At 64.9% G+C, this 24139-nt stretch carries 25 protein-coding genes; 12 read left to right on the top strand and 13 right to left on the bottom strand.

Translation table 11 applies throughout. From position 1 onward, the window contains the following. Positions 1–53: 53 nt before the first annotated feature. Positions 54–383: a hypothetical protein gene (locus tag LDH74_RS14805; RefSeq protein ID WP_226039480.1), complete on the top strand. Its 330-nt coding sequence runs from the start codon at positions 54–56 to the stop codon at positions 381–383. A 225-nt stretch (positions 384–608) separates the two neighbouring features. Beyond that, positions 609–923, top strand: coding sequence for a HalOD1 output domain-containing protein (locus LDH74_RS14800; RefSeq protein ID WP_226039479.1), 315 nt, complete (start codon positions 609–611; stop codon positions 921–923). A 58-nt stretch (positions 924–981) separates the two neighbouring features. Here LDH74_RS14800 and LDH74_RS14795 read toward each other — a convergent pair whose 3' ends face one another. Continuing rightward, on the bottom strand, positions 982–1734 hold the full coding sequence (locus LDH74_RS14795) for a hypothetical protein (RefSeq protein WP_226039478.1): 753 nt from the start codon (positions 1732–1734) through the stop codon (positions 982–984). Positions 1735–2139: 405 nt separating this feature from the next. On the opposite strand from LDH74_RS14795, the gene thsB reads away from it, so the two are divergent. Next, a complete protein-coding gene (gene thsB / locus LDH74_RS14790) occupies positions 2140–3810 on the top strand; it encodes a thermosome subunit beta (protein WP_226039477.1) in 1671 nt (556 codons plus the stop codon). 334 nt (positions 3811–4144) lie between these two features. Here thsB and lrp read toward each other — a convergent pair whose 3' ends face one another. Beyond that, positions 4145–4609, bottom strand: a complete 465-nt coding sequence (lrp, locus tag LDH74_RS14785) for an HTH-type transcriptional regulator Lrp (protein WP_226039476.1) — start codon at positions 4607–4609, stop codon at positions 4145–4147. Positions 4610–4735: 126 nt separating this feature from the next. On the opposite strand from lrp, the gene glnA reads away from it, so the two are divergent. Continuing rightward, complete coding sequence (gene glnA / locus LDH74_RS14780) at positions 4736–6091, top strand: type I glutamate--ammonia ligase (RefSeq protein WP_226039475.1); 1356 nt, start codon at positions 4736–4738, stop codon at positions 6089–6091. A 45-nt stretch (positions 6092–6136) separates the two neighbouring features. Here the strand turns inward: glnA and LDH74_RS14775 are convergent, their stop codons facing one another. Next, positions 6137–6781 carry a metallophosphoesterase gene (locus LDH74_RS14775; protein WP_226039474.1) on the bottom strand — a complete coding sequence of 215 codons (645 nt, stop codon included), beginning with the start codon at positions 6779–6781 and terminating at the stop codon, positions 6137–6139. Between the two features lie 153 nt (positions 6782–6934). Between LDH74_RS14775 and LDH74_RS14770 the strand changes: the two genes are divergently transcribed. Next, positions 6935–7204 carry a hypothetical protein gene (locus LDH74_RS14770; protein WP_226039473.1) on the top strand — a complete coding sequence of 90 codons (270 nt, stop codon included), beginning with the start codon at positions 6935–6937 and terminating at the stop codon, positions 7202–7204. 65 nt (positions 7205–7269) lie between these two features. Here LDH74_RS14770 and LDH74_RS14765 read toward each other — a convergent pair whose 3' ends face one another. Then, positions 7270–8115: a helix-hairpin-helix domain-containing protein gene (locus LDH74_RS14765; protein WP_226039472.1), complete on the bottom strand. Its 846-nt coding sequence runs from the start codon at positions 8113–8115 to the stop codon at positions 7270–7272. Between the two features lie 199 nt (positions 8116–8314). Between LDH74_RS14765 and LDH74_RS14760 the strand changes: the two genes are divergently transcribed. Then, positions 8315–8833, top strand: a complete 519-nt coding sequence (locus LDH74_RS14760) for a gamma carbonic anhydrase family protein (RefSeq protein ID WP_226039471.1) — start codon at positions 8315–8317, stop codon at positions 8831–8833. A gap of 42 nt (positions 8834–8875) precedes the next feature. Here LDH74_RS14760 and LDH74_RS14755 read toward each other — a convergent pair whose 3' ends face one another. Both LDH74_RS14755 and pdhA read right to left on the bottom strand, forming a co-directional pair. Beyond that, the gene (locus LDH74_RS14755; RefSeq protein WP_226039470.1) at positions 8876–9379 is read right to left on the bottom strand and encodes a hypothetical protein; all 504 of its coding nucleotides are present in this window, start codon (positions 9377–9379) and stop codon (positions 8876–8878) included. A 77-nt stretch (positions 9380–9456) separates the two neighbouring features. After that, positions 9457–10584: a pyruvate dehydrogenase (acetyl-transferring) E1 component subunit alpha gene (pdhA, locus tag LDH74_RS14750; RefSeq protein WP_226039469.1), complete on the bottom strand. Its 1128-nt coding sequence runs from the start codon at positions 10582–10584 to the stop codon at positions 9457–9459. A gap of 179 nt (positions 10585–10763) precedes the next feature. Between pdhA and LDH74_RS14745 the strand changes: the two genes are divergently transcribed. Together LDH74_RS14745 and LDH74_RS14740 are read left to right on the top strand one after the other, a co-directional pair. Continuing rightward, positions 10764–11081 carry a hypothetical protein gene (locus LDH74_RS14745; protein ID WP_226039468.1) on the top strand — a complete coding sequence of 106 codons (318 nt, stop codon included), beginning with the start codon at positions 10764–10766 and terminating at the stop codon, positions 11079–11081. A gap of 390 nt (positions 11082–11471) precedes the next feature. After that, on the top strand, positions 11472–12287 hold the full coding sequence (locus tag LDH74_RS14740; protein ID WP_226039467.1) for a helix-turn-helix domain-containing protein: 816 nt from the start codon (positions 11472–11474) through the stop codon (positions 12285–12287). A 65-nt stretch (positions 12288–12352) separates the two neighbouring features. Here the strand turns inward: LDH74_RS14740 and LDH74_RS14735 are convergent, their stop codons facing one another. Beyond that, a complete protein-coding gene (locus LDH74_RS14735) occupies positions 12353–13444 on the bottom strand; it encodes an aminomethyltransferase family protein (protein ID WP_226039466.1) in 1092 nt (363 codons plus the stop codon). 39 nt (positions 13445–13483) lie between these two features. Then, positions 13484–13780, bottom strand: coding sequence for a DUF6432 family protein (locus LDH74_RS14730; RefSeq protein WP_226042535.1), 297 nt, complete (start codon positions 13778–13780; stop codon positions 13484–13486). Positions 13781–13972: 192 nt separating this feature from the next. On the opposite strand from LDH74_RS14730, the gene LDH74_RS14725 reads away from it, so the two are divergent. From LDH74_RS14725 to LDH74_RS14715, 3 genes are all read left to right on the top strand, one after another. Beyond that, a complete protein-coding gene (locus LDH74_RS14725; protein WP_226039465.1) occupies positions 13973–15010 on the top strand; it encodes a hypothetical protein in 1038 nt (345 codons plus the stop codon). A 226-nt stretch (positions 15011–15236) separates the two neighbouring features. Then, positions 15237–15620, top strand: a complete 384-nt coding sequence (locus LDH74_RS14720) for a DUF5611 family protein (RefSeq protein WP_226039464.1) — start codon at positions 15237–15239, stop codon at positions 15618–15620. Between the two features lie 257 nt (positions 15621–15877). Continuing rightward, a complete protein-coding gene (locus tag LDH74_RS14715) occupies positions 15878–16066 on the top strand; it encodes a hypothetical protein (RefSeq protein WP_226039463.1) in 189 nt (62 codons plus the stop codon). 69 nt (positions 16067–16135) lie between these two features. Here LDH74_RS14715 and LDH74_RS14710 read toward each other — a convergent pair whose 3' ends face one another. Further along, a complete protein-coding gene (locus tag LDH74_RS14710) occupies positions 16136–17650 on the bottom strand; it encodes a heme-binding protein (protein WP_226039462.1) in 1515 nt (504 codons plus the stop codon). A gap of 167 nt (positions 17651–17817) precedes the next feature. On the opposite strand from LDH74_RS14710, the gene LDH74_RS14705 reads away from it, so the two are divergent. Next, positions 17818–18342, top strand: coding sequence for a PadR family transcriptional regulator (locus tag LDH74_RS14705; protein WP_226039461.1), 525 nt, complete (start codon positions 17818–17820; stop codon positions 18340–18342). A 90-nt stretch (positions 18343–18432) separates the two neighbouring features. Here the strand turns inward: LDH74_RS14705 and LDH74_RS14700 are convergent, their stop codons facing one another. The 4 genes from LDH74_RS14700 to LDH74_RS14685 form a co-directional block, all read right to left on the bottom strand. After that, complete coding sequence (locus LDH74_RS14700; protein ID WP_226039460.1) at positions 18433–20277, bottom strand: site-2 protease family protein; 1845 nt, start codon at positions 20275–20277, stop codon at positions 18433–18435. Between the two features lie 65 nt (positions 20278–20342). Continuing rightward, entirely contained in the window at positions 20343–22058 is a 1716-nt protein-coding gene (lysS, locus tag LDH74_RS14695) for a lysine--tRNA ligase (protein WP_226039459.1), read from the bottom strand. After that, positions 22055–22780, bottom strand: a complete 726-nt coding sequence (gene pyrH / locus LDH74_RS14690) for a UMP kinase (RefSeq protein ID WP_226039458.1) — start codon at positions 22778–22780, stop codon at positions 22055–22057. The genes lysS and pyrH overlap by 4 nt, the downstream gene beginning before the upstream one ends. A gap of 122 nt (positions 22781–22902) precedes the next feature. Beyond that, complete coding sequence (locus LDH74_RS14685; protein WP_226039457.1) at positions 22903–23949, bottom strand: CapA family protein; 1047 nt, start codon at positions 23947–23949, stop codon at positions 22903–22905. Between the last annotated feature and the right edge of the window lie 190 nt (positions 23950–24139).

Below are 24139 nucleotides of genomic sequence, written 5' to 3'. Positions count from 1 at the left end.
TCGTGCCGGAACTCGGGGAATATCCAAGTGCCTCGAGAACGTATCACATACCGATGGCGCTCTGGGGTTGGCTCATCGGCTACGTCGTGCTGTTCGCCCTGCTCCACCTGTTACTGTACTATATCTACGCCCGAAGTGACGATGACGACGGCGAGCGCACCCCCTCTTTCGCCGACCCGAATCGCGCGAGCGTCCGCTCCTCGCCGGGACCCGATCGGTACTCGCGCGCGGCCGACGATATCGGGGACGTCGATCCGGAGTACGCCGATTCCGACCTCGAGATCGAGGGGGAGACGATTCGGTGCCCCCACTGTGGTGCACCCAACGAGGCCGATCAGACGTTCACGTACTGCTGGAACTGTATCTCGGGGCTTCGGCAGTGACCGTCGCCCACGGGCGTTCACCGATCGGATCGCCCGTCCGACCGACGACCAGATCCGAGTGGTGATCCGACTAAAGCGGTGCGACAGTCGATTCACAGTTCGCTCAGACCGCTGCGAGATTCTCCAGCACTAACTGATACGAGCCGTTATATCGACCTGGTTCCTGCGGTAACAAACGATTACGCTTTTGGTCTTCAGACGGAGAGGTGGAGGGGACGAACAGTAATGACAGGATACGCTCCCCGCGTCGCGCAGTCCCGCGCTCCCTCCCTGTATCGCGCCTCCCACGACCCCGACGGCCCGGCGACTCTGAGCACGACCGTCATCCACGCGCTGGCCGACTGTCTGGGCGTCGACGTGACCGACAGCCGCGTCTCGCTGTACGATACCGTCGACCCCGACGCTCTGGACGCGCTTTTCCGACCACGCTACAACGGAACGCCCCGAACCGGCGGCACGCTCTCGTTCGTCGTCAACGGCCATCACGTCCGGGTCCGCGGCGACGGCGAGATTCTGATCGAACCGCCCGCCCACCGCTGATACGACCGTCGAAACCCTCTATTTTCACGCGATCCGTTCCAGCAAAACCCGACCGCTCTCACGCCGATAGTTCCGCCGCGAGCCGCTCGAGGTGATCGACGCCGACGACGGCGACGGCGTCGCCCGGCTTCGATCGAATCGCCTCGAGGCGATCGACCATACACCCTTCGCGCGTGTCGTCACGATAGGATAGCGCACTGCCCTCCGTCTCGACGCTGCCCAGCAGCGCCTGAACGCCGGCGACGTGCGAGCGCTCGTGAGCGGCCTGTCGGTCTGGCGGGTCCTCGGGATCGACATCGTACTCGACCCGGTCACCGGGGACGACCGTCATCGGCGTCGCGTGGGTCAGCGTCGCGGCCACCCGACAGGCGAGCGCCTCTCGGGTCGCGCCGCCGACGCTCGAGATGACGCGCCGGGCCGTTCCGGGCGAGACGCGGTCGGCGACCAGTCGCGCGACCAGTCGGCGGCAGAACGACCAGTTGGGGGCGTCGATGCCGACGGGATCCGCGTCGGGAGCGGCGCGGATCGCCGCGCTCATCTCGCCGCCAAAGCGCGGCGGCGTCGGGTCGTCGGCGTCACCGTTGCGGGCATAGATGCGATACAGGGGCATTGCGACGGGCGGTAACTCGAGTGCGAGCGTCTCCGGCTCGAGGCGGTGGAGGACACGCTCGACGCGCGCGATGCTCGCGGGATGGTCGTGGACGACGCCCAGCAGCACCAGATCGCCGGTCGAGTCGGCGATCCGGCGACAGAACTGGGGGGTAATTCGGGGGTCGTCGAACGATTCGGAAACGGACGGGGACTCGTCCATTGCTCGAGTGGTAATACGTGACTACCGGCATAACCCTTCTGTTGTGTTGACTCGGAATCGAGTCAGGATCATCTCGCTCGAGCGGCACCGTACAGAAATCCGTTTCAGTCGTTGAAGTGCGTATTACGGGGACTATCTCGAGACCGGTTTCGATTATCCGCTCCCCTCGAGACCGGGATGGACTCGCGAGTGCCGCTGCTGTCGTTCCGGTCGTCACCCAATATAAAAACGCCGCGTCGCCGATCGAATGGGAACGATTGACGATCGGATACCGTCGAAGTAAACCCTGGGGATCGTCCCGCACTCCTTCGGTTTTTCTCGTTTACTGACCGAACCGATCGACGTTACCGCTCGCGAGGATTGGAAAAGACTTATATAGAATCACAAACAATCATCCGCTCGACTATGAGTCAGCGAATGCAGCAGGGTCAGCCGATGATCGTAATGAGCGAGGACTCCCAGCGCGTCAAGGACAAGGACGCGCAGGATTACAACATCAGCGCCGCCCGTGCGGTCGCTGAAGCCGTCCAGTCCACGCTCGGTCCGAAAGGAATGGACAAGATGCTCGTCGACTCCATGGGATCGGTGACGATCACCAACGACGGCGTCACCATCCTCAAGGAGATGGACATCGACAACCCGACGGCCGAGATGATCATCGAGGTCGCCGAGACCCAGGAGGACGAGGCTGGCGACGGCACCACGACGGCCGTCGCGATCGCTGGCGAACTCCTCAAGAATGCCGAGGACCTTCTCGAGCAGGACATCCACCCGACGGCGATCATCAAGGGCTTCCACCTCGCCAGCGAGCAGGCCCGCGAGGAGATCGACGACATCGCGACCGACATCGACACGTCGGACGAGGACCTCCTCCGGAAGACCGCCGAGACCTCGATGACCGGCAAGGGTACCGAGGTCAACAAGGAGCACCTCGCCCAGCTGATCGTCGAGGCCATCCGACAGGTCACCGTCGAGGACAACGAGGGCAACAACGTCGTCGACCTCGAGTTCCTCAACATCGAGACCCAGACCGGCCGCAGCGCCGGCGAGTCCGAGCTACTCGAGGGCGGCATCATCGACAAGGATCCCGTCCACGACAACATGCCCACCGAGGCGACGGACGCGGACATCCTGCTGCTGAACGAGGCCATCGAGGTCGAAGAGACCGACGTCGACACCGAGGTCTCCGTCACCGACCCCGACCAGCTCCAGAAATTCCTCGACCGCGAGGAGAAACAGCTGAAAGACAAGGTCCAGCACATCGTCGACCTCGGCGCGGACGTCGTCTTCTGCCAGAAGGGCATCGACGACCTCGCCCAGCACTACCTCGCCAAAGAGGGCATCCTCGCAGTGCGCCGCGCCAAGAAGAGCGATCTGGAATTCCTGCAGGAGGTCGTCGGCGCGTCGATCGTCTCCGACCTCGAGAGCGCGACCACCGAGGACCTCGGCTTCGGTGACGTCACCCGCGACGACGAGGACGAACTGTTCTACGTCGAGGGCGAGGACGCCCACGGCGTCACCCTCCTCCTTCGCGGCTCGACCGACCACGTCGTCGACGAACTCGAGCGCGGCGTCAACGACGCGCTCGACGTCGTCGCACAGACCGTCTCCGACGGCCGCGTCCTCGCGGGCGGCGGTGCCATCGAGGTCGAACTCGCCTCGCGTCTGCGCGACTTCGCCGACTCCGTCTCCGGCCGCGAGCAGCTGGCCGTCGAGGCCTTCGCCGACTCGCTCGAGCTCGTCCCGCGCGTCCTCGCCGGCAACGCGGGCCTCGACTCGATCGACACGCTGGTCGACCTGCGTGCGGCCCACGATGACGGCCAGATTACGGCCGGCCTGAACGTCTTCTCGGGCGACGTCGAGGACACGTTCGAGGCAGGCGTCGTCGAACCGGCTCACGCCAAGGAGCAGGCGGTCACCTCCGCCGCCGAAGCGGCCAACCTCGTGCTCAAAATCGACGACATCATCTCCGCCGGCGATCTGTCGACCGACAAGGGCGACGACGAGGCCGGCGGCCCCGGTGGTGCCCCCGGCGGCATGGGCGGCATGGGCGGTGGCATGGGCGGCATGATGTGAGGGAGGTTCGGAGGCCGCAGGCCGAGAACCTCCGAAACCGAGCGGGGAACGAAGTGACCCGCGAGGTAGACCTAAACTTTGCTCTGCGGGCGCGGCTTCGCCGCGCCCTCGGCAAAATTTAGTATAAAAGCACTCCTCCTTCCGTTTCGGCCCCTTCGGGGCCTCACATCAGTCGTCGGCCCGAGCGCTACGCGCTCGGCGAACGGCGTCGCTCGGGTTCTTCGAACCCCTCGCTCGCCGACATCCGATTGAGGGAATAACTATCGTTCGTTCCGGTGGTCTGATCGGTGTCGCCACTGCTCGCGATACATAGTATCCGAAAAGAGTCGTCCGATTACTCGTCCTCGTCGACCTCGAGGTCGAACTGCTCGTTCTCGCTCACGGCGTTGAGGACGACGCTGGTGTTCGAGGCCTTGATATCGGGATCGGTCAGCAGCTGTTTGATCTGCTCGTTCATGCCGTCGGTGTCTTCGAACTTGCCGATGGCGATCACGTCGTAATCGCCGGTGACCTCGTAGACGCTGGTCATCTGGCGGTGGTCGCGCAGCGTTTCCGTGACGTCGGGCAGCGCGTTCCCCTCGACCTGTAACTGGATAACGGCAGTCACGTCGAACCCGGCCGCGTCGTAATCGACGCGGGGGGTGTAGCCCTGAATGACGCCCTCGTCTTCCAGCGTGGAGAGGTGATTCGAGACGGTCGTCACCGAGACGTCGAGTTCTTCGGCGAGGCTTCGCAGGCTCGCTCGGCCGTCGCCGAGGAGTGAATTCACTAGTTTTGCGTCGAGATTTTCGTACGTCATCACATCTACCCACTCAGTGAGGCCTTTAGAACTTTACGAATATACAGTTTGGACGGAGAGAGCGAAGATTTGCTTAGAACAGTAGTGTTTTAATAAGCGGGTTCCGAGGATACGACCACGAGAACAATGACAAGCGGAAACCTCACTGACGCCGAACAGGCGGTACTGGACGAGATCGAGGAGCAAGACGTCGACTTCCTCCGACTGCAGTTTACCGACATTCTGGGAACGGTCAAGAACGTCTCCGTGCCGGCCCGACAGGCCGAGAAGGCGTTCGCCGAAGGGATCTACTTCGACGGTTCCTCTATCGAAGGCTTCGTTCGCATTCAGGAGTCGGACATGCGGCTCAAGCCCGATCCGGACACGTTCGCGGTTCTCCCGTGGCGACAGAAAGAGGAGAGCGCGGCCGCCCGAATGATCTGTGACGTCTACGACACCTCCACGGGCGAGCCCTTCGAGGGCGACCCGCGCCGCGTCCTCAAGAACGCGCTCGACCGCGCCAACGAGATGGGCTATACCGTCAACGCCGCGCCCGAACCGGAGTTCTTCCTCTTCGAGGAGGACGAGGAGGGCCGCGCGACGACCAAAACCAACGATGCCGGCGGCTACTTCGACCTCGCGCCGAAAGACCTCGCGAGCGACGTTCGACGCGACATCATCTACGGCCTCGAGAACATGGGCTTCGAGGTGGAGGCGAGCCACCACGAGGTCGCCGAGGGCCAACACGAGATCAACTTCACCTACGACGACGCCCTGACGACGGCCGACAACGTCGGCACCTTCCGCACCGTCGTCCGCGCCATCGCCGCACAGCACGATCTCCACGCGACGTTCATGCCCAAGCCGATCCCGCGAATCAACGGCTCGGGGATGCACACGCACCTCTCCCTGTTCACCGAGGACGGCGAGAACGCGTTCCACGACGACGACGACGAGTTCAACCTGAGCGACGAGGCCCACGCGTTTACCGCCGGTATCCTCGAGCACGCGCCGGCGATCACGGCGATCGCGAACCCGACGGTCAACAGCTATAAGCGACTGGTGCCGGGCTACGAGGCGCCGGTCTACGTCGCCTGGTCCGATCGCAACCGCTCGTCACTGATCCGCAAGCCGGCGGCGCGAACGCCTGCGGCCTCGCGCGTCGAACTGCGCTCGCCGGATCCGTCCTGTAACGCCTACCTCGCACTCGCCGTCATGATCCACGCCGGACTCGACGGCATCGAGAATGACCTCGACTGTCCCGACCCGGTTCGCGAGAACATCTACGAGTTCGACGAAGCGAAACGCGAGGAGTACGGCATCGAGACGCTGCCGGCGAACCTCGGCGAGGCAGTCGACGCCCTCGAGGAAGACGAAGCGATCTACAACGCGCTCGGCGACCACGTCGGACCGAAGTTCGTCGAGGCAAAGCGCCAGGAGTTCGAGGACTACCTCGTCGACGTCTCCGACTGGGAACTCGACCGCTACCTCGAGACGTTCTGAGACGGTCGCCGCCGTCGGCGTCAGTTCTTCTCTTTTCGCACGGTTTCAGTCGCCTCCCGACAGGTCGTGCTCGTGGCTCTCGAGCGCCAGCGTCTCGGGATCGAGCGTGTAGTATCGCTCCCAGGCGGGCGCGAGACTCACGACTCTGATCCCCCCGATCTCGGCTTCGCGATGGCGGTGGTGGTGGCCGACCAGACAGAGGTCGGGCGAGAGCGCCTCGAGCAGGTCGTCGACGTGCGTACAGCCGGGGTCGTACCCGTAGGACAGCAGGCCGTGGGGCGCTTCGTGCGTGAGGAAGATGTCTATGTCCTCGAGCTCGGCGGCTCGGTCGACGTCCTCGTGGGTGAAGTGCCGCCGGCGCTCGCCGACGAGTTCGTCTCGCGGCAGGTCGTACCTCGTGGGAGCGAAGTTGCCCGAGAGGCCGGCCACGCGAAGGCCGTCGACCGTCGCCGCCGTGCTCGCGAGGAGGTGCACGTTGTTCGTTTCCGCGGGGCGCTCGCCGGCCCGTAGCGCGTCGATCACGTCGAAGTCCTCGTTGTTGCCCGCGATGAACCACGTCGGCGCCGGCAGGTCGTATCGCTCGAGGTCGCCGAGCTGGAGCACCCGGTCGGGCTCGAGGGTTCGATAGAGTTCGAGCAGGATCTCACACCGGTCGGGGTCGGACGCGTGGGCGTCGCCGAGGACGAGCATGGAAACACAGAGGAGGCCGATTCGGATAGTGTTCGTGGCTGGGTGCCGGCTCGCGGGGCCTCGAGGCACGTGTTCAGGTATCGCTACCCTGACTGCGGCGTCCGGGCACATTCAGGGTTAGATTGTATACTCGCTGGCGTTAGAGAGCCATATATGACCGATACGCCTGATATCAACGCGGTAGAGACGGAAGACGACTACACTCACGTTCGGTTTCGCGATCCGGATCGGTACGACGAGATCCGAACGCCCGACTGGGCGGAGCAGCCGGCGGAATCGGTCTCCGAGGGCAGCGAGGTCCGGACCGGGAAGGTCGACGGGGAGGACGACTGGGAGGTCACCAGCGTCCTGATCGAGAAACACGTCGGCGAGGACAAAGCGAAGGAGCAGGCGCGCGAGATCGTCGACAAGATACAGTCCTGAACCGCGGAGAACCTAGTACGATCGCTCGAGTGCCAGTGTGGCGCAGTTAGATCCTGTAACCGCGTTCAGGCCTCGGCCTGCTCGATCCACTCCTCGGCCTGGCTCTCCGAGATATCGGCGGCCTCGGCGACGGCCCCGGCACTGGCGCGCGTGAGGTCGTCGATCGTCACGATGCCGGCCTCCGAGAGCTGTTCGCGGACGTCCGCGTCGATTCCCTCGACGGACTCGAGGGTGTGCTCCGGATCGGTTTCGATCTTCGTGTGCGGCTCGTCGCCCCCCTGAACCGGAATCTGCTGGGTGACCGCCTCGGTCTGTGCTTCGAGTTGCTGCTGGAACTGCTCGATCTGGTCGGCCTGCTGCTCGAGGAGTTCCTCGACGCCGCCGGTCTGTTCCTCGAGCTGGTCCTCGAGTTGATCCTGTAGCTCCTGGGTCCGCTCGAGTTGCTCGCGGAGCTGTCCCGAAAACTCGTCGACGTTCTGGACCGTCTGGTCCTCGACGGAGCGCGTGATTTCGAGGAACTGGTCGGTCTGCTCGTCGAGCGCGTCGACGAACTCTTCGGAAAGCTCGTTCGCGGAGTCGACGTCTCGCTCGAGTTCGCGCTCGAGTGCGTCGTAGAACTCCGCGTGGGTCGATTTCAGCTGCTCGAAGGTCTCGTCGATGGTCCGGTGGGCCTCGGGGGCGTCGTCGCTCGGTAGCATCGCCGCCGTTGCACTGAGATAGCCGTGGGTCGCCGCCTGCGCGAGCTCGAGTTGCTGGCGCTGAAGCGACTTCTGGCCTTTGATCCCGGTGAGGGCCATCGTGTCGACGTTTCGCTGCGTGGCCATTCCCTGCTTGAACAGCTGCTGGCTCTGTTTGACCGCGGTTCGCTGCGCGTCGAACATCGCTCGGATGGGGGATTCTGATTGACTCATTGTCTTCGACTAGCCGTCCGGTTCGATACGGTATAAGCGATGGCCTTGCAAACCACTGAATGGTTCTGAATGGTATCAGTCGGTTTCACGAGTTGCGCGACCGCTCCCTTCGATTTCGTTCAGGTGTAGTTCGACTCGAGGGAGACTGTCACGAGCGGCGGGATGCGGTATTATCCGTCCGATCGTGGTTCGTTCACCCATGGTCGACAGCAGACGCTACGAATTCGAAGGGGAGCGGCCGACGATCGACGACGGGGCACGGGTGAGCAGTGAGGCGACCCTCGTCGGCGACGTCCGAGTCGAAGCGGACGCGAGCGTCTGGCCCGGCGTCGTCCTTCGAGGAGACATCGGCCCCGTCCACATCGGTCGGGAGACGCACGTCGGCGACAACGCCACGATTCACGCGTCACGGCTCGAGGCCGAGGTCATGGTCGGACACGGTGCCGTGCTCAACGAAACGACCGTCGAGGAACGGGCGCTGGTCGGGTTCAACGCGACGCTCAACTCCGACGTCACGATCGGCAGCGGGAGCATCGTCGCCGCGGGGACCGTCATTCCCGACGGCTACTCGATCCCGCCCGAGTCGTTCGTCCGCGGCGTTCCGGCGGAGATCACGCCGCTCGCGGAGACGGGGATCGACGCGGCGGAGATCCTCGAGGAGTTTTCCTCGGGTGACTACACGAACCTGGCCCAGCGCCACGAGGAACTGTTCGAATGAAGACCCCCGGTCCCGCGGGGAGGAAACGTCGAGAGCGCGGTGTTACGTCTGCTGGGTCGCGTCCCCGATCTCGAAGATCTCTCGGTAGAGGCTCTCGGCGAGGCGATCGATGTCCGCTTCGGCCTCGCTGGCGGCCATCGTGTCGCCGATTCCCTGCCACTCGACTGCCAACCGGGCGATCGGGACGAGTGCGATGCCGCCGATGACGATCTCGCCGTCGGGGGTGTGGACCCGCCACTCCGTCCGCATCCCGTTCGACGATCGGGTCACGTCGTCGACCTGCCCGCCGGCTGCGACCCACTTTTCGACGAGTTCGTCGGTAATCCGGCGGAGCTTTCGTTCGCCGAGCAGGTGAAGCGCGACACCGCTGCTCGCGAGCACGACGAACGCGGCGGCCGCCATCGGGAGGCCGCCGTAGGGCACGTTTATCGACGCCGCGAGCGCGGCCGTCACGACGATCAATCCGAGCACGCGCGCGTCAACCGCGCTCGGCACCGTGCCGCTCCAGGTCGATGTCGCACCCCGGGACGGCTGCTCGAGTTGCATATCGACTGCACCTCGACACGATGATCGGATAGTCGTTCGCCTGTCCAACGACCGGCTTTATACGCCTGTCACGGGACTTACTCGTCCTCGAGTAACGCCTCGTCGCCGTGGCGCTCCCGCAGGTCGGCGAGGTAGTCTCGTTGGTCCTCGAGTCGCGGGGTCCGCTCCGCGTACGTGTACTCGAACATCTCACTGGGATCCCCGTCGACGCCTTCGGCGCGCTCGACCAGCGTCGCGAGCGTCTCTTCGATCTCGGTCTCGATCGCGTCAATTCGGTCGTCGTCGAGGACACCGTCGTTCCGCAGGTACGCCTCGAACCGGTCGATCGGATCGCGTTCGCGCCAGCGCTCGACCTCCTCGTCGTCCCGGTAGACGCTGGGATCGTCCGCCGTCGTGTGCGCGCCGTAGCGGTACTGCACCGCCTCGATCAGCGTCGGTCGCAACCGGTCGCCGTCGGCCTCGAGCGCGTTCTTCCGCGCAGCGGCCGTGACGACGTAGGTTGCGAGCGGGTCCATGCCATCAACCTGAACGCCTGCGAAGCCGTAGGCGCGGGCCTTTTGGGCGATCGTCGCGCTCGCGGTCTGTCGTTCGCGCGGGACCGAAATGGCCCACTGGTTGTTGTTGCAGAAAAAGACCGTCGGCGTGTCGAACACGCCCGCGAAGTTCATCGCCTCGTGGAAGTCGCCTTCGGAGGTCGACCCGTCGCCGAAGTGGACGACACCCACGCGCTCGTCGCCGTTCAGCTTCGCCGCCCACGCCCAGCCCACCGCGTGCGGAAGGTGGCCGGCGATCGAGATGTTCAGCGGAAAGACCTCGATGTCCGCCAGCGCGGCGTTGCCGTCCTCGTGGCCCATCCAGTACAGCAGGTACTCCCAGGGGAGCCCTCGCGCGGCCAGCGTGCCGTGTTCCCGGTACTGAAAGGAGAGCAGGTCGTCGTCAGCCAGCGCGTACGTCGAGCCGATCTGAGACCCTTCCTGGCCGGCCAGCGAGGAGTACGTCCCCAGTCGACCCTGCCGCTGGAGGCTGATCATCCGCTCGTCGAACCGCCGGGAAAACCGCATGTCCCGGTACATCGACCGCAGAGTCTCCGGCTCGAGGTCGGGTTCTAGTCCGGGAGCGACGACGGTCCCGTCGGCGTCGAGGATTCGGATCCGATCGTCCGGGTCCCGCTCGAGGAGAGCAGGCTCGAGGACGTCTCCTGACATGGATTGTTCCTTGGTTTCCCCCTATATAACAGTAGCTCCGAACGCGCGCCGGTCGATACTCGACAAGGAGGAGACGAGCCTGGCCCGGTCGAGTACGCTCGTTCACTCAGTTAATCAACACGGAACTGCAGAGTGAAAATGCTGCGTATTGATGGAGACGGGACTGTACAACCCGTGGTATGTCACAGTCAACTAATGAGTTGTTCGACGCGTTAGCGAACGAACACCGACGACGGATACTGTTCGATCTCGTCGATCAGAGCAGGCACGGGGAGTTACCGGTCGCTATCGACGCGTCTCCGGATGCGAGCGCTGGCCGGGCCGCGGCCGGCATCGAACTCACCCACGTTCACCTCCCGAAATTAGACGATTACGACCTCATCGACTGGAATACCGGCACTGACACCGTGGAAACGGGACCTCGCTTTTCGGACGTCCGCCCGATCCTGGAGCAACTCAGCGATCACCAGACAGTGGTGGCGTTCGAGTCGCGATAAGCGGTCCACCTGCCAATAACTCGATCGGTATCTCACTTCCGGCAGCGACCGCTCTCACCACCGTTCCGACGGCGCTCGATGACGCTGCATCGATCGTCGAGCGAGTTGAACAGCTCGGACAAACAGAAGCCTCAGAACACCCAATCGGTTTCGCGGCCGCTATCGGACGGTTTGAACCGGCGAGTCCCGCGTGGTTGGGCCTAACAGGACTCGCCATTCCTCCCTATTGACCGTGCCGCTAAGTAGCTTGTGTGATGATCCGAGTGAAATCTGTATTTCTCGAGCTCGTCTGTGAGAAATATAACAGGAGGCGCCGAATTTCGACACGAATGCTTTTGCACCCGCGCGCTCTACTCCGCATGTTCGGAACACCGAATTCGTGGTTGGGCCATGACAACAAACGACACATCACAAGAAGCGATTAGCCTGTTACAGGACCTCGGGCTCCAGGAGTACGAAGCGCGCTGTTTTATAGCGTTGAACAAACTGCCGAACGGGACGGCGAAGGACATTCACGAGATCTCCGAGGTCCCGCGGACGAGAGTGTACGATGCGATTCGCGTCCTCGAGTCCCAGGGCCTGGTCGAAGTACAACACACGAGTCCGCAGGTGTACCGCGCCGTCGGAATCGAAGAGGCGACACAGACTCTGCGACAGAAGTACGAGGATCGGATCGCGACCCTCGAGACGCATCTCGAGAACACGGAAGTGAAAGACATCGAAGAGAACGACCACATTCAGGAGGTCTGGTCACTGACCGGCCACGACGCGATCGAATCACGGACGATCGACCTGATCAGGGAGGCGGAGTCCGAGATCGCGTTCCTCGTCGTCGACGAAGACATTCTGTCCGAGACGCTCCTCGAGAGCTTGCAGACGGCGGCACAGAACGACATCTCGGTCGTCCTGGGCGGACAGACGGAAACGATTACCGAGACGCTCGGTGCCGAGACCTCGACGACCCGCGTGTTCGAAACCGGTCTCGACTGGCTTACCGGCTCCGCGAGCGATAACGAAGTCGCGATCAGTCGCATACTACTCGTCGACCGCGAGACGCTCCTGATCGGGTCGTACTATCCGAACACGCCCGGCGGCAAGACGAAAGAGCAAGCCGTCTTCGCCCGCGGCCTCGAGAACGGGATCGTCGTCCTGCTTCGCCGACTGGTGACGGCGGGGTTACCCCAGATCAAGGATCCGGGGCACTGATTTCGGGGTACCAGTCGCGGCGTCCTCGAAGCGAATACTGAACGAGTCGCGGCAGCGCGACCGAGCTACAGATACTCGGGCAGCCGATCCGACCGATCCGAGCCGTCGACGAAGGGCAGGTTGGTCAGGGTCGCATCGACTTCTTCGCCGCCGACTCGAACCGTCAGCTCGTCTGCCTCGAGCCCGTAGTCGACGATCGCGAGCGCGATGACGTCCCCGAGCATCGGGCTCTCGCCCGCGCGGGTCACCTCGCCGACCGACGCGTCGCCGGCGAAGACTGCCGCGCCGGATTCGGGGACGGCCTCGCCCGCCAAGGTCAATCCGACGAGCCGTCGGCTCGGCTGGCCGCGGTTCTCCACGCGCGAGACGACCTCCTGCCCGACGTAACACCCCTTCTCGAAGTCGAGCGCGTTTCGCAGGCCGAGCACGTTCGGGAGCGTCCCCTCGAGTTCGGTGTGAAAGAGCGGCGAGCCGGCCTCGAGCGCGAGGCTCTCGAAGGTGCGATAGCCGAAGGGGGCGGCATTGAGCCCCTGATTGAGCAGCGTGTCGTGGACGGCTGCGGCGTCGTCTGCGGCGCAGATCACTTCGTAGCTCTCCTCGCCGGTGAGCGCGTCGGTCCGGATGACGGAGACCCCCTCGTCGCCCATCGTCCCGCGGACGAAGGAGTAGCGTTCGTCGGGCGAGCCGGCACCGTTGAGCACGCTCGCGATCTTTTCGGTGGCGTGTGGCCCGTGGATCCCGAAGACCGCATAGTCGTCCGTCGCGACCCGAATGTCGACGTCCTGAATGAACACCTTCTCGCCCCACTCCTCGGCGAGCGGTTCGGCGGCCTCGGGCTGCGTGAAGAGTAGCAGCCGTTCGCCCGCGTTGTAGACGTACAGTTCCACGTCGATCCCGCCCTGGGGATCGAGCACGAGCGCGTAACAGCCCTGCCCGTCTTCCGCGGGGACGCGATTCGACACGACGTTATCGACGTACTCGACGCGGTCCCCGCCCTCGACGACGACCACGCCGTAGGCGAACTCGAGTAGGCCGACGCCGTTGCGGACCGCGCGATGGGTTCGCTCGGGTCGCCCGTAGTGTTCGACGATCCGTCGGTCGGCGCGCTCGCCGAACGTCGCCCCGTGATCCTCGTGGATCGACTCGATGATACTCATGCGTACTCACTGGGGACTGACCCTCTCAGGCGTTTCGATTCAAAAAGGCAGCCGCTCGCGCAGCCACTCCCCGATCGACTGCTCGTCGTCCTCGCCGGCGCTCTGGTCGGGGACTACCCGCTCGGCGGGCTTGATCACCGTTTCCGACCCCGATTCGACGACGATCAGGTCGTCCGCCTTGAGCGTCGACAGGGCGTCCTCGAGCTCGTCGATATCGACCTCGACGGCCGCTCGGAGTTCGAAGACGGTCATCCCGTCCTCGGTGCGATCGACCAGCGCGTCGAGTACCGCCACCTCCGTTCCCTCCCGGTTCCGGTACTCCCGCTTTGCTCTCATCCGTCTACTCATTCGACGACCCGGGATTTGACGTTTGTCGTTTCGACGACGACGGCCGTCGGAGTCGGTCTGCGACGGTCGGTCAGCGACGGACCGTTTCTCGGTGGAGTACGTTCGACGTAGCATGACTGTCATAACCCGATGACTGACAGGCAGTACGTTTTTTATGGACCGGGTCGGTACGGTGGGACAATGGTCCTGCGATGCTCGCTGCTCGGGCACGACTTCGGCGAGACCGATGTCGAACGCGAGCGCGAAGAACGGGGCAGTGAGGTCGTCGTTACCGTCCAGGAGTACGAGGAGTGTTCCCGCTGTGGCCAGCGCAACGTCATCAGCGAGAACACCGAAGTAACCAGCCTCTCCGCCGGGACGGGAGCCGACTCGCTCCCCGACGATCACGATCCCCAACCGACTGAACCGCCCATCGAACGAGACGCCGCGGCCGATAGCGCCGCCGATGTCGACTCGGACGCCGCGTTCATCGACGCCGACGACGCGTCCGAGGACGCCGAACTCGTCGACTCCGAGCCCGATGCGTCCGCCGCTCCGAACTCGACCGCCGGAAGCGAGGCCGACCCGGCGGACGACGTGGCCGCCACAGCTGACGCGGCCGACGACAGCTCCGACGACGCAGCCGACGAAATAGAACTTCCGACGGACGAGAACGGCGATCCCGTCACCGACGACGGCGAGATTCTCGAGGACGACGATGACGATCCAGCCGCCGATCGGGACCGCGAACACGGCGAGTGGCCCGACTCGAGCGACGTCGGCCCGCCGGTCGGCGCGGATGCCGATCCGACGGAGTGGCCAGACGACGGCGATGGCGACGGCGACGGTGAGATCATCACCGAGAACGACGACGCCGAGGTCGATTCCGACACTGGGGACGATGGCTCCGATCTGAGCCCGCCCGACGACGACGCCGTCGTTCTCGAGAACGACGCGCCGGCGGGCGGGGCGGGCGACGCCCGATCGGTGACCGCGGAGGCCCCGGCCGCGGAGCACGGTGGCGCCGACGCCGCATCGGAGTCGGGCACCGGTATCGAGCGGGCCGACTCGGTCGCGACGCCCGCCGAAAGCGACGACACTCCCGCGACCGACGTGCCGACCGAGTTCTACTGCCCGCGGTGTGACTACGTGGCCGCAGGCGACCGCGGGTCGCTGCGCGCCGGCGACATCTGCCCCGACTGCCGAAAGGGGTATATCAGCGAGCGCGAGCGCCAGTAATCCCCCTCACACCCCGATACCTTCGAGTAGCTGCGTAGCCGCTCACTCACGCCCCCGTCCGCAGGCGATCCTCCGTCCGCAGGTCGATCGGTCAGTGTCCTGGCCGGAGTGGGTTCGAATACGACTGCAGCCGTCTCAGTGACCCGTTCTCGCACCGAAACAGATCAGCGAGGCGAAACGTTTCCTATGAAAAGAGGTAAACGGTCCGCCGTGTTTCTCCCAACCTATGAAGGAGTACAAGATGCGCCGCGGCGAATATCTCGAGGAGCGAATTCCGGACATGGAGTCGACCGTCGAGGACTACTTCGGCCCGATCACGGGGTCCGAGGAGTACAAGGGAAGCGATCTCTTCGTTATCGGCGAACCCGACAACCCCGTCTTCGAGAAAGTCGTCGTTGGCACCATCGAGTACTCCGGCAAAAAGGACAAACTCGGCGTCGAGTTCTACGAGCGCGACCCCACCGAACTCGGCCCCGACGAACTCGAGGCTGCGGGCGACGCCGTCGACGCGAAAAACGACTTCCTGCTCGAGGCGACCGGTCGCGACGCCAAGTCCCGTCGCGAATCGATGAAGCGCACAGTTGAAGACGACCCGGATCACGATTTCTAAGACCGACCTTTTTGCGCTCGGGTTCACTGCGTTCACCGCTCGCGCAAAAAATCTCGACCAAAAAAGGCCGCTCGCTCACCCTTCGGGTTCGCTCGCGGTCGTATCGGTGAACCGCCTGCCCTCCCCCGGGTCAGGCGACTCACCGCGAGTGCGGTGAGCCGCCTTCTCGGCCACCGCACCGACTGTTGTGGCTGTTGGCTGTGGCTCCGACGAATGGCTTCGTAACGGCTTTCATCGCTCCGTCGAATCCCTCAATAATGGAAGTTCAGGCGTTTCTCGCCGCGACGCTCGTCGGCCATATCGCGTTCGCGATCTTCGTCACCGTCCACGCGTTCGCGACCGATCGCGACCCCGGAAAGTGGCCGTTCGTGACGCTCGCGTTCGGATTGGCGGGGATTGCGGCCTACTTCTTCTACGACGAGTCGGCGGAAGACGGCGGAATCTAACGTCAGTTCCGGCTGCACAGACTTCGCGTCGTCCGTTCTCGAGCCAACCGCGAAAAATGGGCCTCGAGCTCAGGCCAGGAAGACGTGTCGCGGTCGGTCGACGAGGACGTCGCGACCGAACTCGACGGCCTCCGAGAAGGCGTCGCTGCGGAAGAACTGCATGGCGTCCTCGCGGGAATCCCAGCGGCTGGCGATGAACATATCGTTTTCGTCCTCGCGGTTGATCAGCAGGTCCGTCTTGCGGTGCCCGTCCATCTCCGCGAGCAGGCCGGCGGCGTCCTCGAACGCGCCGGTGAAGTCACCGCGATGCTCGGGTTTGACCGTGTAGAACATTCCCATCGTGCCCCAGGAATCGCCCTCATCGTCGCCCGCTTGCCGGACGATATCGGGGAGGTCGGCGAGGAACCCGGCGGCCGTGTTCGCGGCGCGTTCGGTATCCCAGAGGCTGACGATCGCCGTTTCCGCGTCGTCGCCGCCGTCTCGCGGTTCATAGACGGCCGTTTTCACGTGCGTATCGTAGTGGTCGAAGTTCCCTCGCAGCCCGTCGACCTCCTCGAATAGCTCGTCGGGGTCGGCCGCCGAGTAGAGCACGACCGCGTGGACGTCCTCACCGTGGGGCTGGCCCGCGTAGACGCCCAGTTCCTCGAGTTCGCTGCGAACGTCTTCGTCCCCGTCACCGTCTGCGTCGTCACCGTGGTGACCGCCGGAGCCGCCGTGGTGGCCGTCCGAGTCTCCGTGCTGATGACCGTCGGAGTCGCTCTCGGCGTGTGGGTGGCCGCGCTCGCCGTGGGCGCCCTCCTGTGGAACCGGCTCGCCCGCGAGGAACGCACCGAGGTGTTCGGGCGGGAAGCGCCGGGCCGAGAGGAATCGGCCGAACTCGGCGAAGCGAGAACTCGAGGGATCGAAGCGCATCTCGGAGAGGAGTTCCTTCACGTCGGTCGGGTCGTCTGCGAACAGCGTCACGCCCCACTCGAAGTCGTCGAGGCCGACGCTGCCGGAGATGATCTGCGTGACGCGGCCGGCGTACTCTCGACCGATGTCGCCGTGCGAAGACAGGTGTTCCGCGCGCTCGTCGAAGGGCAGGTCGTACCAGTTGTCCTCCGGACCGCGGCGTTTGTCCATCGGATAGAAGCTCAGGAACTCGCTGTCGGGGATTTCAGGCGTGAGTCGGGACTCGATGTAGCGCGCCAAGCCGGTGTCTTCGACCTCCGCATCCTCGTCGAAGTAGTCCTCGGACATGTAGCCCGAGACCTCCGTTACCGAGAGGTAGGAGTCGGCCCGCTCGGTGAACTCGGCGAGCGCGGTGTGTTCGAACTGCCGCTCGAGCGTGTCGATATCGGCGAGCGTCGGTCGCAGGTGGAGCACGAGCAGATCGGCCTTGTGGCCGAACACCGCGAACGTCGCCGACTCGCCCTCGTCGGCGTCGTCGACGGCCTCGCTGGACCCGAGGTAGTCGATGCCCTCCTCGATCGCCTGCGAGCGCCGGCGCTCGGGCGCGTCTCGCCAGGCGTCCCAGTCGATCGACCGGAAGTCGTGGAGGACGTACCAGCCCTCTTCGGTCTGTGGCGGTCGTCGTCGTTCCATGCTCGTCGGTTGGGACGGGGACGCTAAGAAGGACCGGGTTTCGGTCGGCTTCGCTCCGGCGTTTACCCATCGCTGGGAACCGCCGCTGTTAGGTTCCCAGGCCCTGAGCCGCCCGTCTCGAGCACGACCGAAACCCTTTACGTGCGTCCGTTTTATCCACGACGTATATGCGGAAAAGTGGGCCGCCGAAGGGACTCATCGCCTACCTCGTGCTCGAGCTCCTCGAGGAGAAGCCCCGGTACGGCTACGAGATCCTCAAGGAGATCCGCGAGATCAGCGGCGGTCACTGGGAGCCGTCGTACGGCTCGGTGTATCCGATCCTCTACAAGTTCGAGGAGAAGGGCTGGGCCGAGCGCATCGAGCGCGAGGACGAACCCGATCGGAAGTACTTCGAACTCACCGACGACGGTCTCGCCGAACTCGAAGAGCGCCGCGAGAGCGGCTCGGAGAAGGCCCGTGACTTCGCGGACGTCATCCTCGGCTTCTTCCACGTCTACGCGACCTTTTCGACGGACGACCGCTTCGAAATCCCCGAGACGGACGGCGAGTGGCGCTTCGACGAGGCGTTCAGCCACTGGGTCGTCGAACAGGTCGTCCGTCACCACGAACACTACTTCGATACCGAGTTCGAACGCCTCGAGGCGACGCCCGAGGAGTTCTCCGACCGCTACGGCGTCGATGTGGAAGACTGAGACGGACTCCGCTCCGTCAGTTCCGGTGCACCTGCGACCCACAATACGGGTGGGCCGGTACTAGGTACAGCAGACCGTCTGCGGGGACGACTACCCCGAGAACAGTTGCGGCCCGAACAGCATCATGATGAAGCTAATGAGCATGGTCACGCCGACCGTGGTCGTTACCAGACGGACCATTCCCCGGGTCGGGTCGATGATGGGCAGCCGCGAGACGATCGCCTCGGTGCTCGTCCGGAGGATGTGCCCGCCGTCGAGCGGGAACGCCGGGACGCAGTTGAAGAAGCCGAGCTGGACGTTGATCCAGCCGGTCCAGAACAGCAGGTTCGCCACCAGAAAGACGGTCCCGTCGCCGAACGCGCCGAGCGCACCCTGCACTTCGTAGAAGTTCTGGATCCCGCCGGTGAACCCGGCGAAGTTGAACGGTAAAGCACCACTGACGCCGATGACCGGCAACAGGAGTGTGAGTCCCATCTTTCCGAGGAAGGTGTCGGCGACGCCGCCGAAGCGCGTCTCGCCGTCCCCGCCGAGCAGGCCCAGATACTCGCCGGCGGGGTAGAGCTGGACGCCGATGTCGCTGACGTCGACGCCGGACGTTCCCGGATACGGTTGAATCCCGAGGAACCCGCTCTCGGATCGCGGGTTCTCGCCGAGAGTGACGGTGTGCGTCTGTCGGTCGTCACCGATGTAGCCCGTCACCTCGACCTGCTGGCCGGGCTCGGTGTCCGCCAGCAGGGGAGCGAGGTCCTCGTAGCTGTGCACCCGCTCGCCGTCGAAGCGGGTGATGACGAACGTCTCGTCGGTCGGGCCGGTTTCGGCCTCGAGCGGTTCGTCTTCGACGACCGAGACCGCAGCCCCGATCGTCACCGCTCGGTCGACCCGCTCTTCGCTGTCCGCGGGTTCGATCGTCAGGGTGACTCGTTCGTCGTCGCCGACGGCGTCGAAGAAGCCGCGCTCGGTCGCGACCGTCTGGCCGTTGACCGCGCGAATCTCGTCACCGGCGGAGAGCCCCGTCGGCCCGTCGTCCATCGCCGCGGTCACGATCAGCGATCTGTCGACCGTCACCGTCTCCTCACCGTTGAGTTCGACGGCGACCTGCTCACCGTCGACGGCCTCGAGCCGATCCGCGAGGTAGTCGTTGCCCTCGACCGCGGTGCCGTTGATCGCCGTGATGCGGTCGTTGGGTTCGATGCCGGCGTCGGCCGCGGGGGAGTCCTGTGCCACACCGCCGACGGCGGCTCCGGGTGCGACGCCGATCGCGCCGACGACCGGGCCGAAGAGGAGCGCGAAGGCGAGGATCGTTATCGCGAAGTTGTTCGTGACGCCGGCGGCGAACATCCGCGTCTGCCCGCCGCGGGACGCGGCTTTGCTGCTCTCCTGATCGGGCTCGACGAACGCGCCGACGGGAAGGACGGCGAGCATCGCGATCCCCATCGAATCGATGTCGATGTCTTCGACGCGACAGAGCAGGCCGTGGCCGCCCTCGTGAACGACGAGTCCGACGAGCAGTCCGAAGACGATTCCGGGCGTCGCCGACAGCGGCAGGAAGTCGTTGACGCCGGGGATGACGAGGACGTTGCGCGGCTGCCGAACCGCGGAGTTCGCCATCTGCGGCGTCGAGAGCGAGGAGATCGCCGCCTGAATGAGGAACGCGAACATGGCGACCATCACGACCAGTGCGATGCCGACGCCGATATTCGACCACGCGCGCCAGAACCGTTTCGGACGGGCGAGCCGGTCGAGGAACACCCGGCCGCGTTTGGTGTGGAAGGTGAGAATCGGCCCTTGCGTGCCGATGTAATCGGGCAGATAGCCGCCGTTTCGGAGTCCGACGACCGCGAGCCAGTAGAGCAGGAGACCGAGCAGAACCCACGTCAGGAGTTCCGATCCGTAGATTGCGGGGGGCGAAACGAAGGCGAAGAGACCGTGATCCATCGGTAGTATCTCCGGGCGGCGGTCTCAAATGGCTTTTGTCTATCGACCCGACGTTCCGGGCCGACTCAGCGTTCCCGCCGCAGCCGGCCGACGACGAACTCCCGGTCGACCTTCGCGAGGAAGGAGCCGAGCTTCGGTCCCTGCGTCTCGTCGAAGAACAGTCGGTAGCCCGCCGCGAAGAAGTCGCCGACATCGACATCGTGACGCCTCGCGGTCTCGTAGATCTCGCCCTGAATTTCGTCGGGCTCGTGGCCTTCCTCGATGAAGTCTGCGAGTTCCGAGAGCGCGGCCTCGGTGTCCGCGTCGAAGTCGTGCTCCGGAATCGCGGTCCGCTTGAGCTCGTAGTCGAACTCGTTGCCCGTCCGGCGCGCCCAGTTGCGGGCCTGCTCGACGCGCTCGAGCGCCCCGTCGACGGCCCACTCGGGCGCGTCGTCGGGAATGTGACCTTCGCGGCGCGCGATTTCCTCGCGCAGGTCGGGATCGTCGGTCATCCCGAGTACGGCGGCGAAGGTATACGGAAGCCGGATGCGCTCCTTGCGCGGTTCCTCAACGACGAACGGGTAGACGCGCTCGGCGAACGCCCGCTCGTCCTCGCTGGCCTCGACCTCGCCGAAGTAGACCGCCTCGAGCCGGTCGAACTCGTCGACCAGCTGGTCCAGCCGTTCGATGCTGAAGTCCCGCGCTTTCGCGGGGTCCTTCGCGAAGAAGTAGCGCAGGACCTCGGGCTCGAGCAGTTCCAGCACGTCGGAGACGAGGATGACGTTCCCCTCCGAGGAGGAAAAGGGCTCCCCCTCGAGGGTGAACCACTCGTAGACCATCGGGACCGGCGGTTCGATCTCGAGGACGTTCCGGGCGACGTCCTGGCCGCTGGGCCATGAGCCCTCGGCGTGGTCTTTGCCGAAGGGCTCGAAGTCGACGCCGAGGAGCTGCCACTGCGCGGGCCACTCGAAGCGCCAGGGGAGTTTCCCCTCGCGCAGCGTCGCGGTGCCCTCGTGGCCGCAGCCGTCGATCGTCTGGTTGCCCGCGTCCATGTCGGTACAGCGGTAGTCGACGGTCCCGGCCTCGCCGGCAGCTAAATCGACGCTCGTGACCGTCTCGGTGAGCTTGCCACACTCCTCGCAGATCGGGTTGAACGGGACGTAGTCGCCGTCCGCGTCGACCGTGTCCTGATACTTCGAGAGGACATCGCGTGCGCGCTCCCGGTGCTCGAGGACGAACCGCGTAACCGCCTCGAACTCGCCGGACTCGTACAGCTCGGTGTTGGAGACGAGGTCGATCGGGACGTCGACGGCGTCGGCGCTGTTCTGAATAATCGTCGCGAAGTGGTCGCCGTAGGAGTCACAGCAGCCGAAGGGATCCGGGATGTCAGTGTAGGGCGCGCCGAGATTCCGGCCGAGCGCGCCGGCGTCGACCTCGCCGAGATCGACGAGGTTCCCCTCGAGGTCACAGAGCGTTCGGGGAAGCTTTCGAAGGGGGTCGCGGTCGTCGGCGGTGAATACCTGTCGAACCTCGTGGCCCCGGTCGCGCAGCACCTCGGCGACGAAGTAGCCGCGCATGATCTCGTTGACGTTGCCGAGGTGGGGGACCCCGGAGGGCGAGATGCCGCCCTTGACGACGATCGGTTCGTCCGGGTTCCGCTTTTCTACCCGATCCGCGACCGTGTCCGCCCAGAACGCGTGTCGCGTCTCGCTCGCTTCCTCGCGCTGGAGCGTATAGGGACTGATCGCGTCTGATTCCGGCGCGTCGGTCGTGTTTCCGTCAGCGTCGCCGTCGGCACTCATTGCTCGTCGTTCGCCCAGTAGGTCGGTTCTTCGCCGGCACCGTCGGGGATGACGTCCGTTCCCTCGTGATCGCCGTGACGAACCGCACGGGCGATCCGGTCGGGATCCGTTCCGTCGAGGACGATGGTGCGCATCCCCGAGCGCTCGATGATCTTCGCCGCCAGCAGGTCGACGGGGGCGGACGCGCCGGCGTTCATCTCGAGGCCGGCGATGACGTCGACCAGCTCCGTGGCGGTGAGCTGATCGTACTTGGTCGCGTCGTCGTCTTCGTTCGGGTCGGCGCTGTAGACGCCGGGAACGCTCGTCGCGTAGACGAGCAGGTCGGCGTCGATATACTCCGCGAGGGCGGCTCCGACGGCGTCAGTGGTCTGGGCCGGTGCGACCCCGCCCATGACGCAGATGTCGTCCCGGCGGAGTGCCTCGCTCGCTTCCTCGTAATCGAGGGCCGGTGCGGTCACGGACTCCTCGCTCAGCGCGGCGATGAGTAGCCGGGCGTTGAGTCGGGTGACGTCGATTCCCAGCTGATCGAGTTCGATCTCGTTCGCGCCGAGCTCTCGAGCGGCCGAGATGTACTCGCGGGCGACGCCGCCACCGCCGACGACGGCACCGATCCGACAGCCCTCCGCGATGAGCTCTTCGATGACGGCAGCGTGTTCGGCGACCCGATCCCCGCCGGGTTCGGGAACGAGGACGCTCCCGCCGATAGAGACGACCACTTTCATACTACACCGGTGTAGCGGAGTTGCTATCTTAAGGGTTGCCAACTGCCCGGACGACGTGGTGACACACCCCTCGAGTAGCGAATCGGACGACCGCAAGCGGCGCGATCGGATCGACCGGCGGACTACGCCTCGAGCGACAGGACGAGCCCGTCGCCGTCGCGGTCGAACTCGGTTCCGAACGGCTCCGAGAGCTCGCGTATCCGCTCGCGGGACCACGTAGCGGCTTCCGGGTCCGCCTCGCGCACCGCACAGTCGTCGATCTCGGTCGGCTGCAATCGGAGTTCGGTCGGCTGCCCGTCCGGCGTCACCGCGAGGACGAACAGAAAACTCCGGTCGTTCCGCAACTCGTCGTCGACCCGATAGTCGTCGACGAAATCCCCCGCGTCGTAGACGATCGGCCGGCCCTCGTGGACTTCGATCCCCTGAAAGACGTGCGCGCTGTGACCGTGAACGATGTCGACGCCGTCCTCGATCAGCCAGCGGCCGAACTCCCGGAACGACTCGGGCGGCTCCGTGACCATGTTCGGCCCCCAGTGCAGCGAGGCGACTAGCAGATCGGGATGCGTCTCGCGTGCGCGTTCGAGCGCATCCGATACGAGCCGCCGCGTGTCAGAATCGTCGACAGCCATTTCGATCCGGGCCGTCCCCGGTGAGTCCTCGTCGGCCGCGTACTCCGGCGTGTTGTCGGTAACAGAGACGACCGCGATATCGAGTCCACTGTCGCTGTCCGCGTTCGGTTTCGGTTCATCGTCGCCGGCGCTGGAGCCGCCGATCGTCCGAACCGCGGGCTCGAGCGCCTCGTCGATCGTCTCGCCGGCACCCGCGTGGCCGATCCCCGCTTCGTCGAGCGCCTCGATAGTGTCTCGCAGCGCGACCTCCTCGTAGTCGAGGACGTGATTGTTCGCCAGCGCGCAGATGTCGACGCCCGCACGCTCGAGCGCCGGAATCGCCCATTCGGGATCGGCTCGGAAGTGAAACGGACGGTGAGTGCGTTGCCACTCTCGCCCTCGCGTCGAGAGCACGCACTCGAGGTTTATCACCAAACCATCCAGTTCGCGAAGGCGCTCGAGGGCGGTCCCCCAGACCGCACCGACGGATCGACTGCGTTGACGGTCGTCGACGAGCCGCCCGAGCATTACGTCGCCCGTGAAGCCGATTCGAAGGGACATATCGAACGTTCGCGGTGCACGCCCAAAATCCCAGGCCACTGGTTCTCGACCTGCGTTCCGTCGCACGCTCCCCATCCGAGCTTGGCTCTGCGGGGTGGGACTGAAAGGGGCGCGCTGGGCGGGCGTGCGGTGCCCGCCCAGCGCGGGGCTTTCTGGCGACAGCTACAAAGCCCGACCGCCCCATCGTTCG

The sequence above is a fragment of the Natrinema sp. DC36 genome, assembly GCF_020405225.1.
GTDB lineage: Archaea > Halobacteriota > Halobacteria > Halobacteriales > Natrialbaceae > Natrinema.
Note: the sequence above shows the minus strand (reverse complement) of the source record. Positions and strands in the feature narration are given on the sequence as shown.

Excerpts from the sequence above, each read along its gene's own strand:
- LDH74_RS14805 (WP_226039480.1), top strand. The coding sequence starts at position 54 with ATGGCGCTCTGGGGTTGGCTCATCGGCTACGTCGTGCTGTTCGCCCTG.
- LDH74_RS14800 (WP_226039479.1), top strand. The coding sequence starts at position 609 with ATGACAGGATACGCTCCCCGCGTCGCGCAGTCCCGCGCTCCCTCCCTG.
- LDH74_RS14795 (WP_226039478.1), bottom strand. The coding sequence starts at position 1,734 with ATGGACGAGTCCCCGTCCGTTTCCGAATCGTTCGACGACCCCCGAATT.
- thsB (WP_226039477.1), top strand. The coding sequence starts at position 2,140 with ATGAGTCAGCGAATGCAGCAGGGTCAGCCGATGATCGTAATGAGCGAG.
- lrp (WP_226039476.1), bottom strand. The coding sequence starts at position 4,609 with ATGACGTACGAAAATCTCGACGCAAAACTAGTGAATTCACTCCTCGGC.
- glnA (WP_226039475.1), top strand. The coding sequence starts at position 4,736 with ATGACAAGCGGAAACCTCACTGACGCCGAACAGGCGGTACTGGACGAG.
- LDH74_RS14775 (WP_226039474.1), bottom strand. The coding sequence starts at position 6,781 with ATGCTCGTCCTCGGCGACGCCCACGCGTCCGACCCCGACCGGTGTGAG.
- LDH74_RS14770 (WP_226039473.1), top strand. The coding sequence starts at position 6,935 with ATGACCGATACGCCTGATATCAACGCGGTAGAGACGGAAGACGACTAC.
- LDH74_RS14765 (WP_226039472.1), bottom strand. The coding sequence starts at position 8,115 with ATGAGTCAATCAGAATCCCCCATCCGAGCGATGTTCGACGCGCAGCGA.
- LDH74_RS14760 (WP_226039471.1), top strand. The coding sequence starts at position 8,315 with ATGGTCGACAGCAGACGCTACGAATTCGAAGGGGAGCGGCCGACGATC.
- LDH74_RS14755 (WP_226039470.1), bottom strand. The coding sequence starts at position 9,379 with ATGCAACTCGAGCAGCCGTCCCGGGGTGCGACATCGACCTGGAGCGGC.
- pdhA (WP_226039469.1), bottom strand. The coding sequence starts at position 10,584 with ATGTCAGGAGACGTCCTCGAGCCTGCTCTCCTCGAGCGGGACCCGGAC.
- LDH74_RS14745 (WP_226039468.1), top strand. The coding sequence starts at position 10,764 with ATGTCACAGTCAACTAATGAGTTGTTCGACGCGTTAGCGAACGAACAC.
- LDH74_RS14740 (WP_226039467.1), top strand. The coding sequence starts at position 11,472 with ATGACAACAAACGACACATCACAAGAAGCGATTAGCCTGTTACAGGAC.
- LDH74_RS14735 (WP_226039466.1), bottom strand. The coding sequence starts at position 13,444 with ATGAGTATCATCGAGTCGATCCACGAGGATCACGGGGCGACGTTCGGC.
- LDH74_RS14730 (WP_226042535.1), bottom strand. The coding sequence starts at position 13,780 with ATGAGAGCAAAGCGGGAGTACCGGAACCGGGAGGGAACGGAGGTGGCG.
- LDH74_RS14725 (WP_226039465.1), top strand. The coding sequence starts at position 13,973 with ATGGTCCTGCGATGCTCGCTGCTCGGGCACGACTTCGGCGAGACCGAT.
- LDH74_RS14720 (WP_226039464.1), top strand. The coding sequence starts at position 15,237 with ATGAAGGAGTACAAGATGCGCCGCGGCGAATATCTCGAGGAGCGAATT.
- LDH74_RS14715 (WP_226039463.1), top strand. The coding sequence starts at position 15,878 with ATGGAAGTTCAGGCGTTTCTCGCCGCGACGCTCGTCGGCCATATCGCG.
- LDH74_RS14710 (WP_226039462.1), bottom strand. The coding sequence starts at position 17,650 with ATGGAACGACGACGACCGCCACAGACCGAAGAGGGCTGGTACGTCCTC.
- LDH74_RS14705 (WP_226039461.1), top strand. The coding sequence starts at position 17,818 with ATGCGGAAAAGTGGGCCGCCGAAGGGACTCATCGCCTACCTCGTGCTC.
- LDH74_RS14700 (WP_226039460.1), bottom strand. The coding sequence starts at position 20,277 with ATGGATCACGGTCTCTTCGCCTTCGTTTCGCCCCCCGCAATCTACGGA.
- lysS (WP_226039459.1), bottom strand. The coding sequence starts at position 22,058 with ATGAGTGCCGACGGCGACGCTGACGGAAACACGACCGACGCGCCGGAA.
- pyrH (WP_226039458.1), bottom strand. The coding sequence starts at position 22,780 with ATGAAAGTGGTCGTCTCTATCGGCGGGAGCGTCCTCGTTCCCGAACCC.
- LDH74_RS14685 (WP_226039457.1), bottom strand. The coding sequence starts at position 23,949 with ATGTCCCTTCGAATCGGCTTCACGGGCGACGTAATGCTCGGGCGGCTC.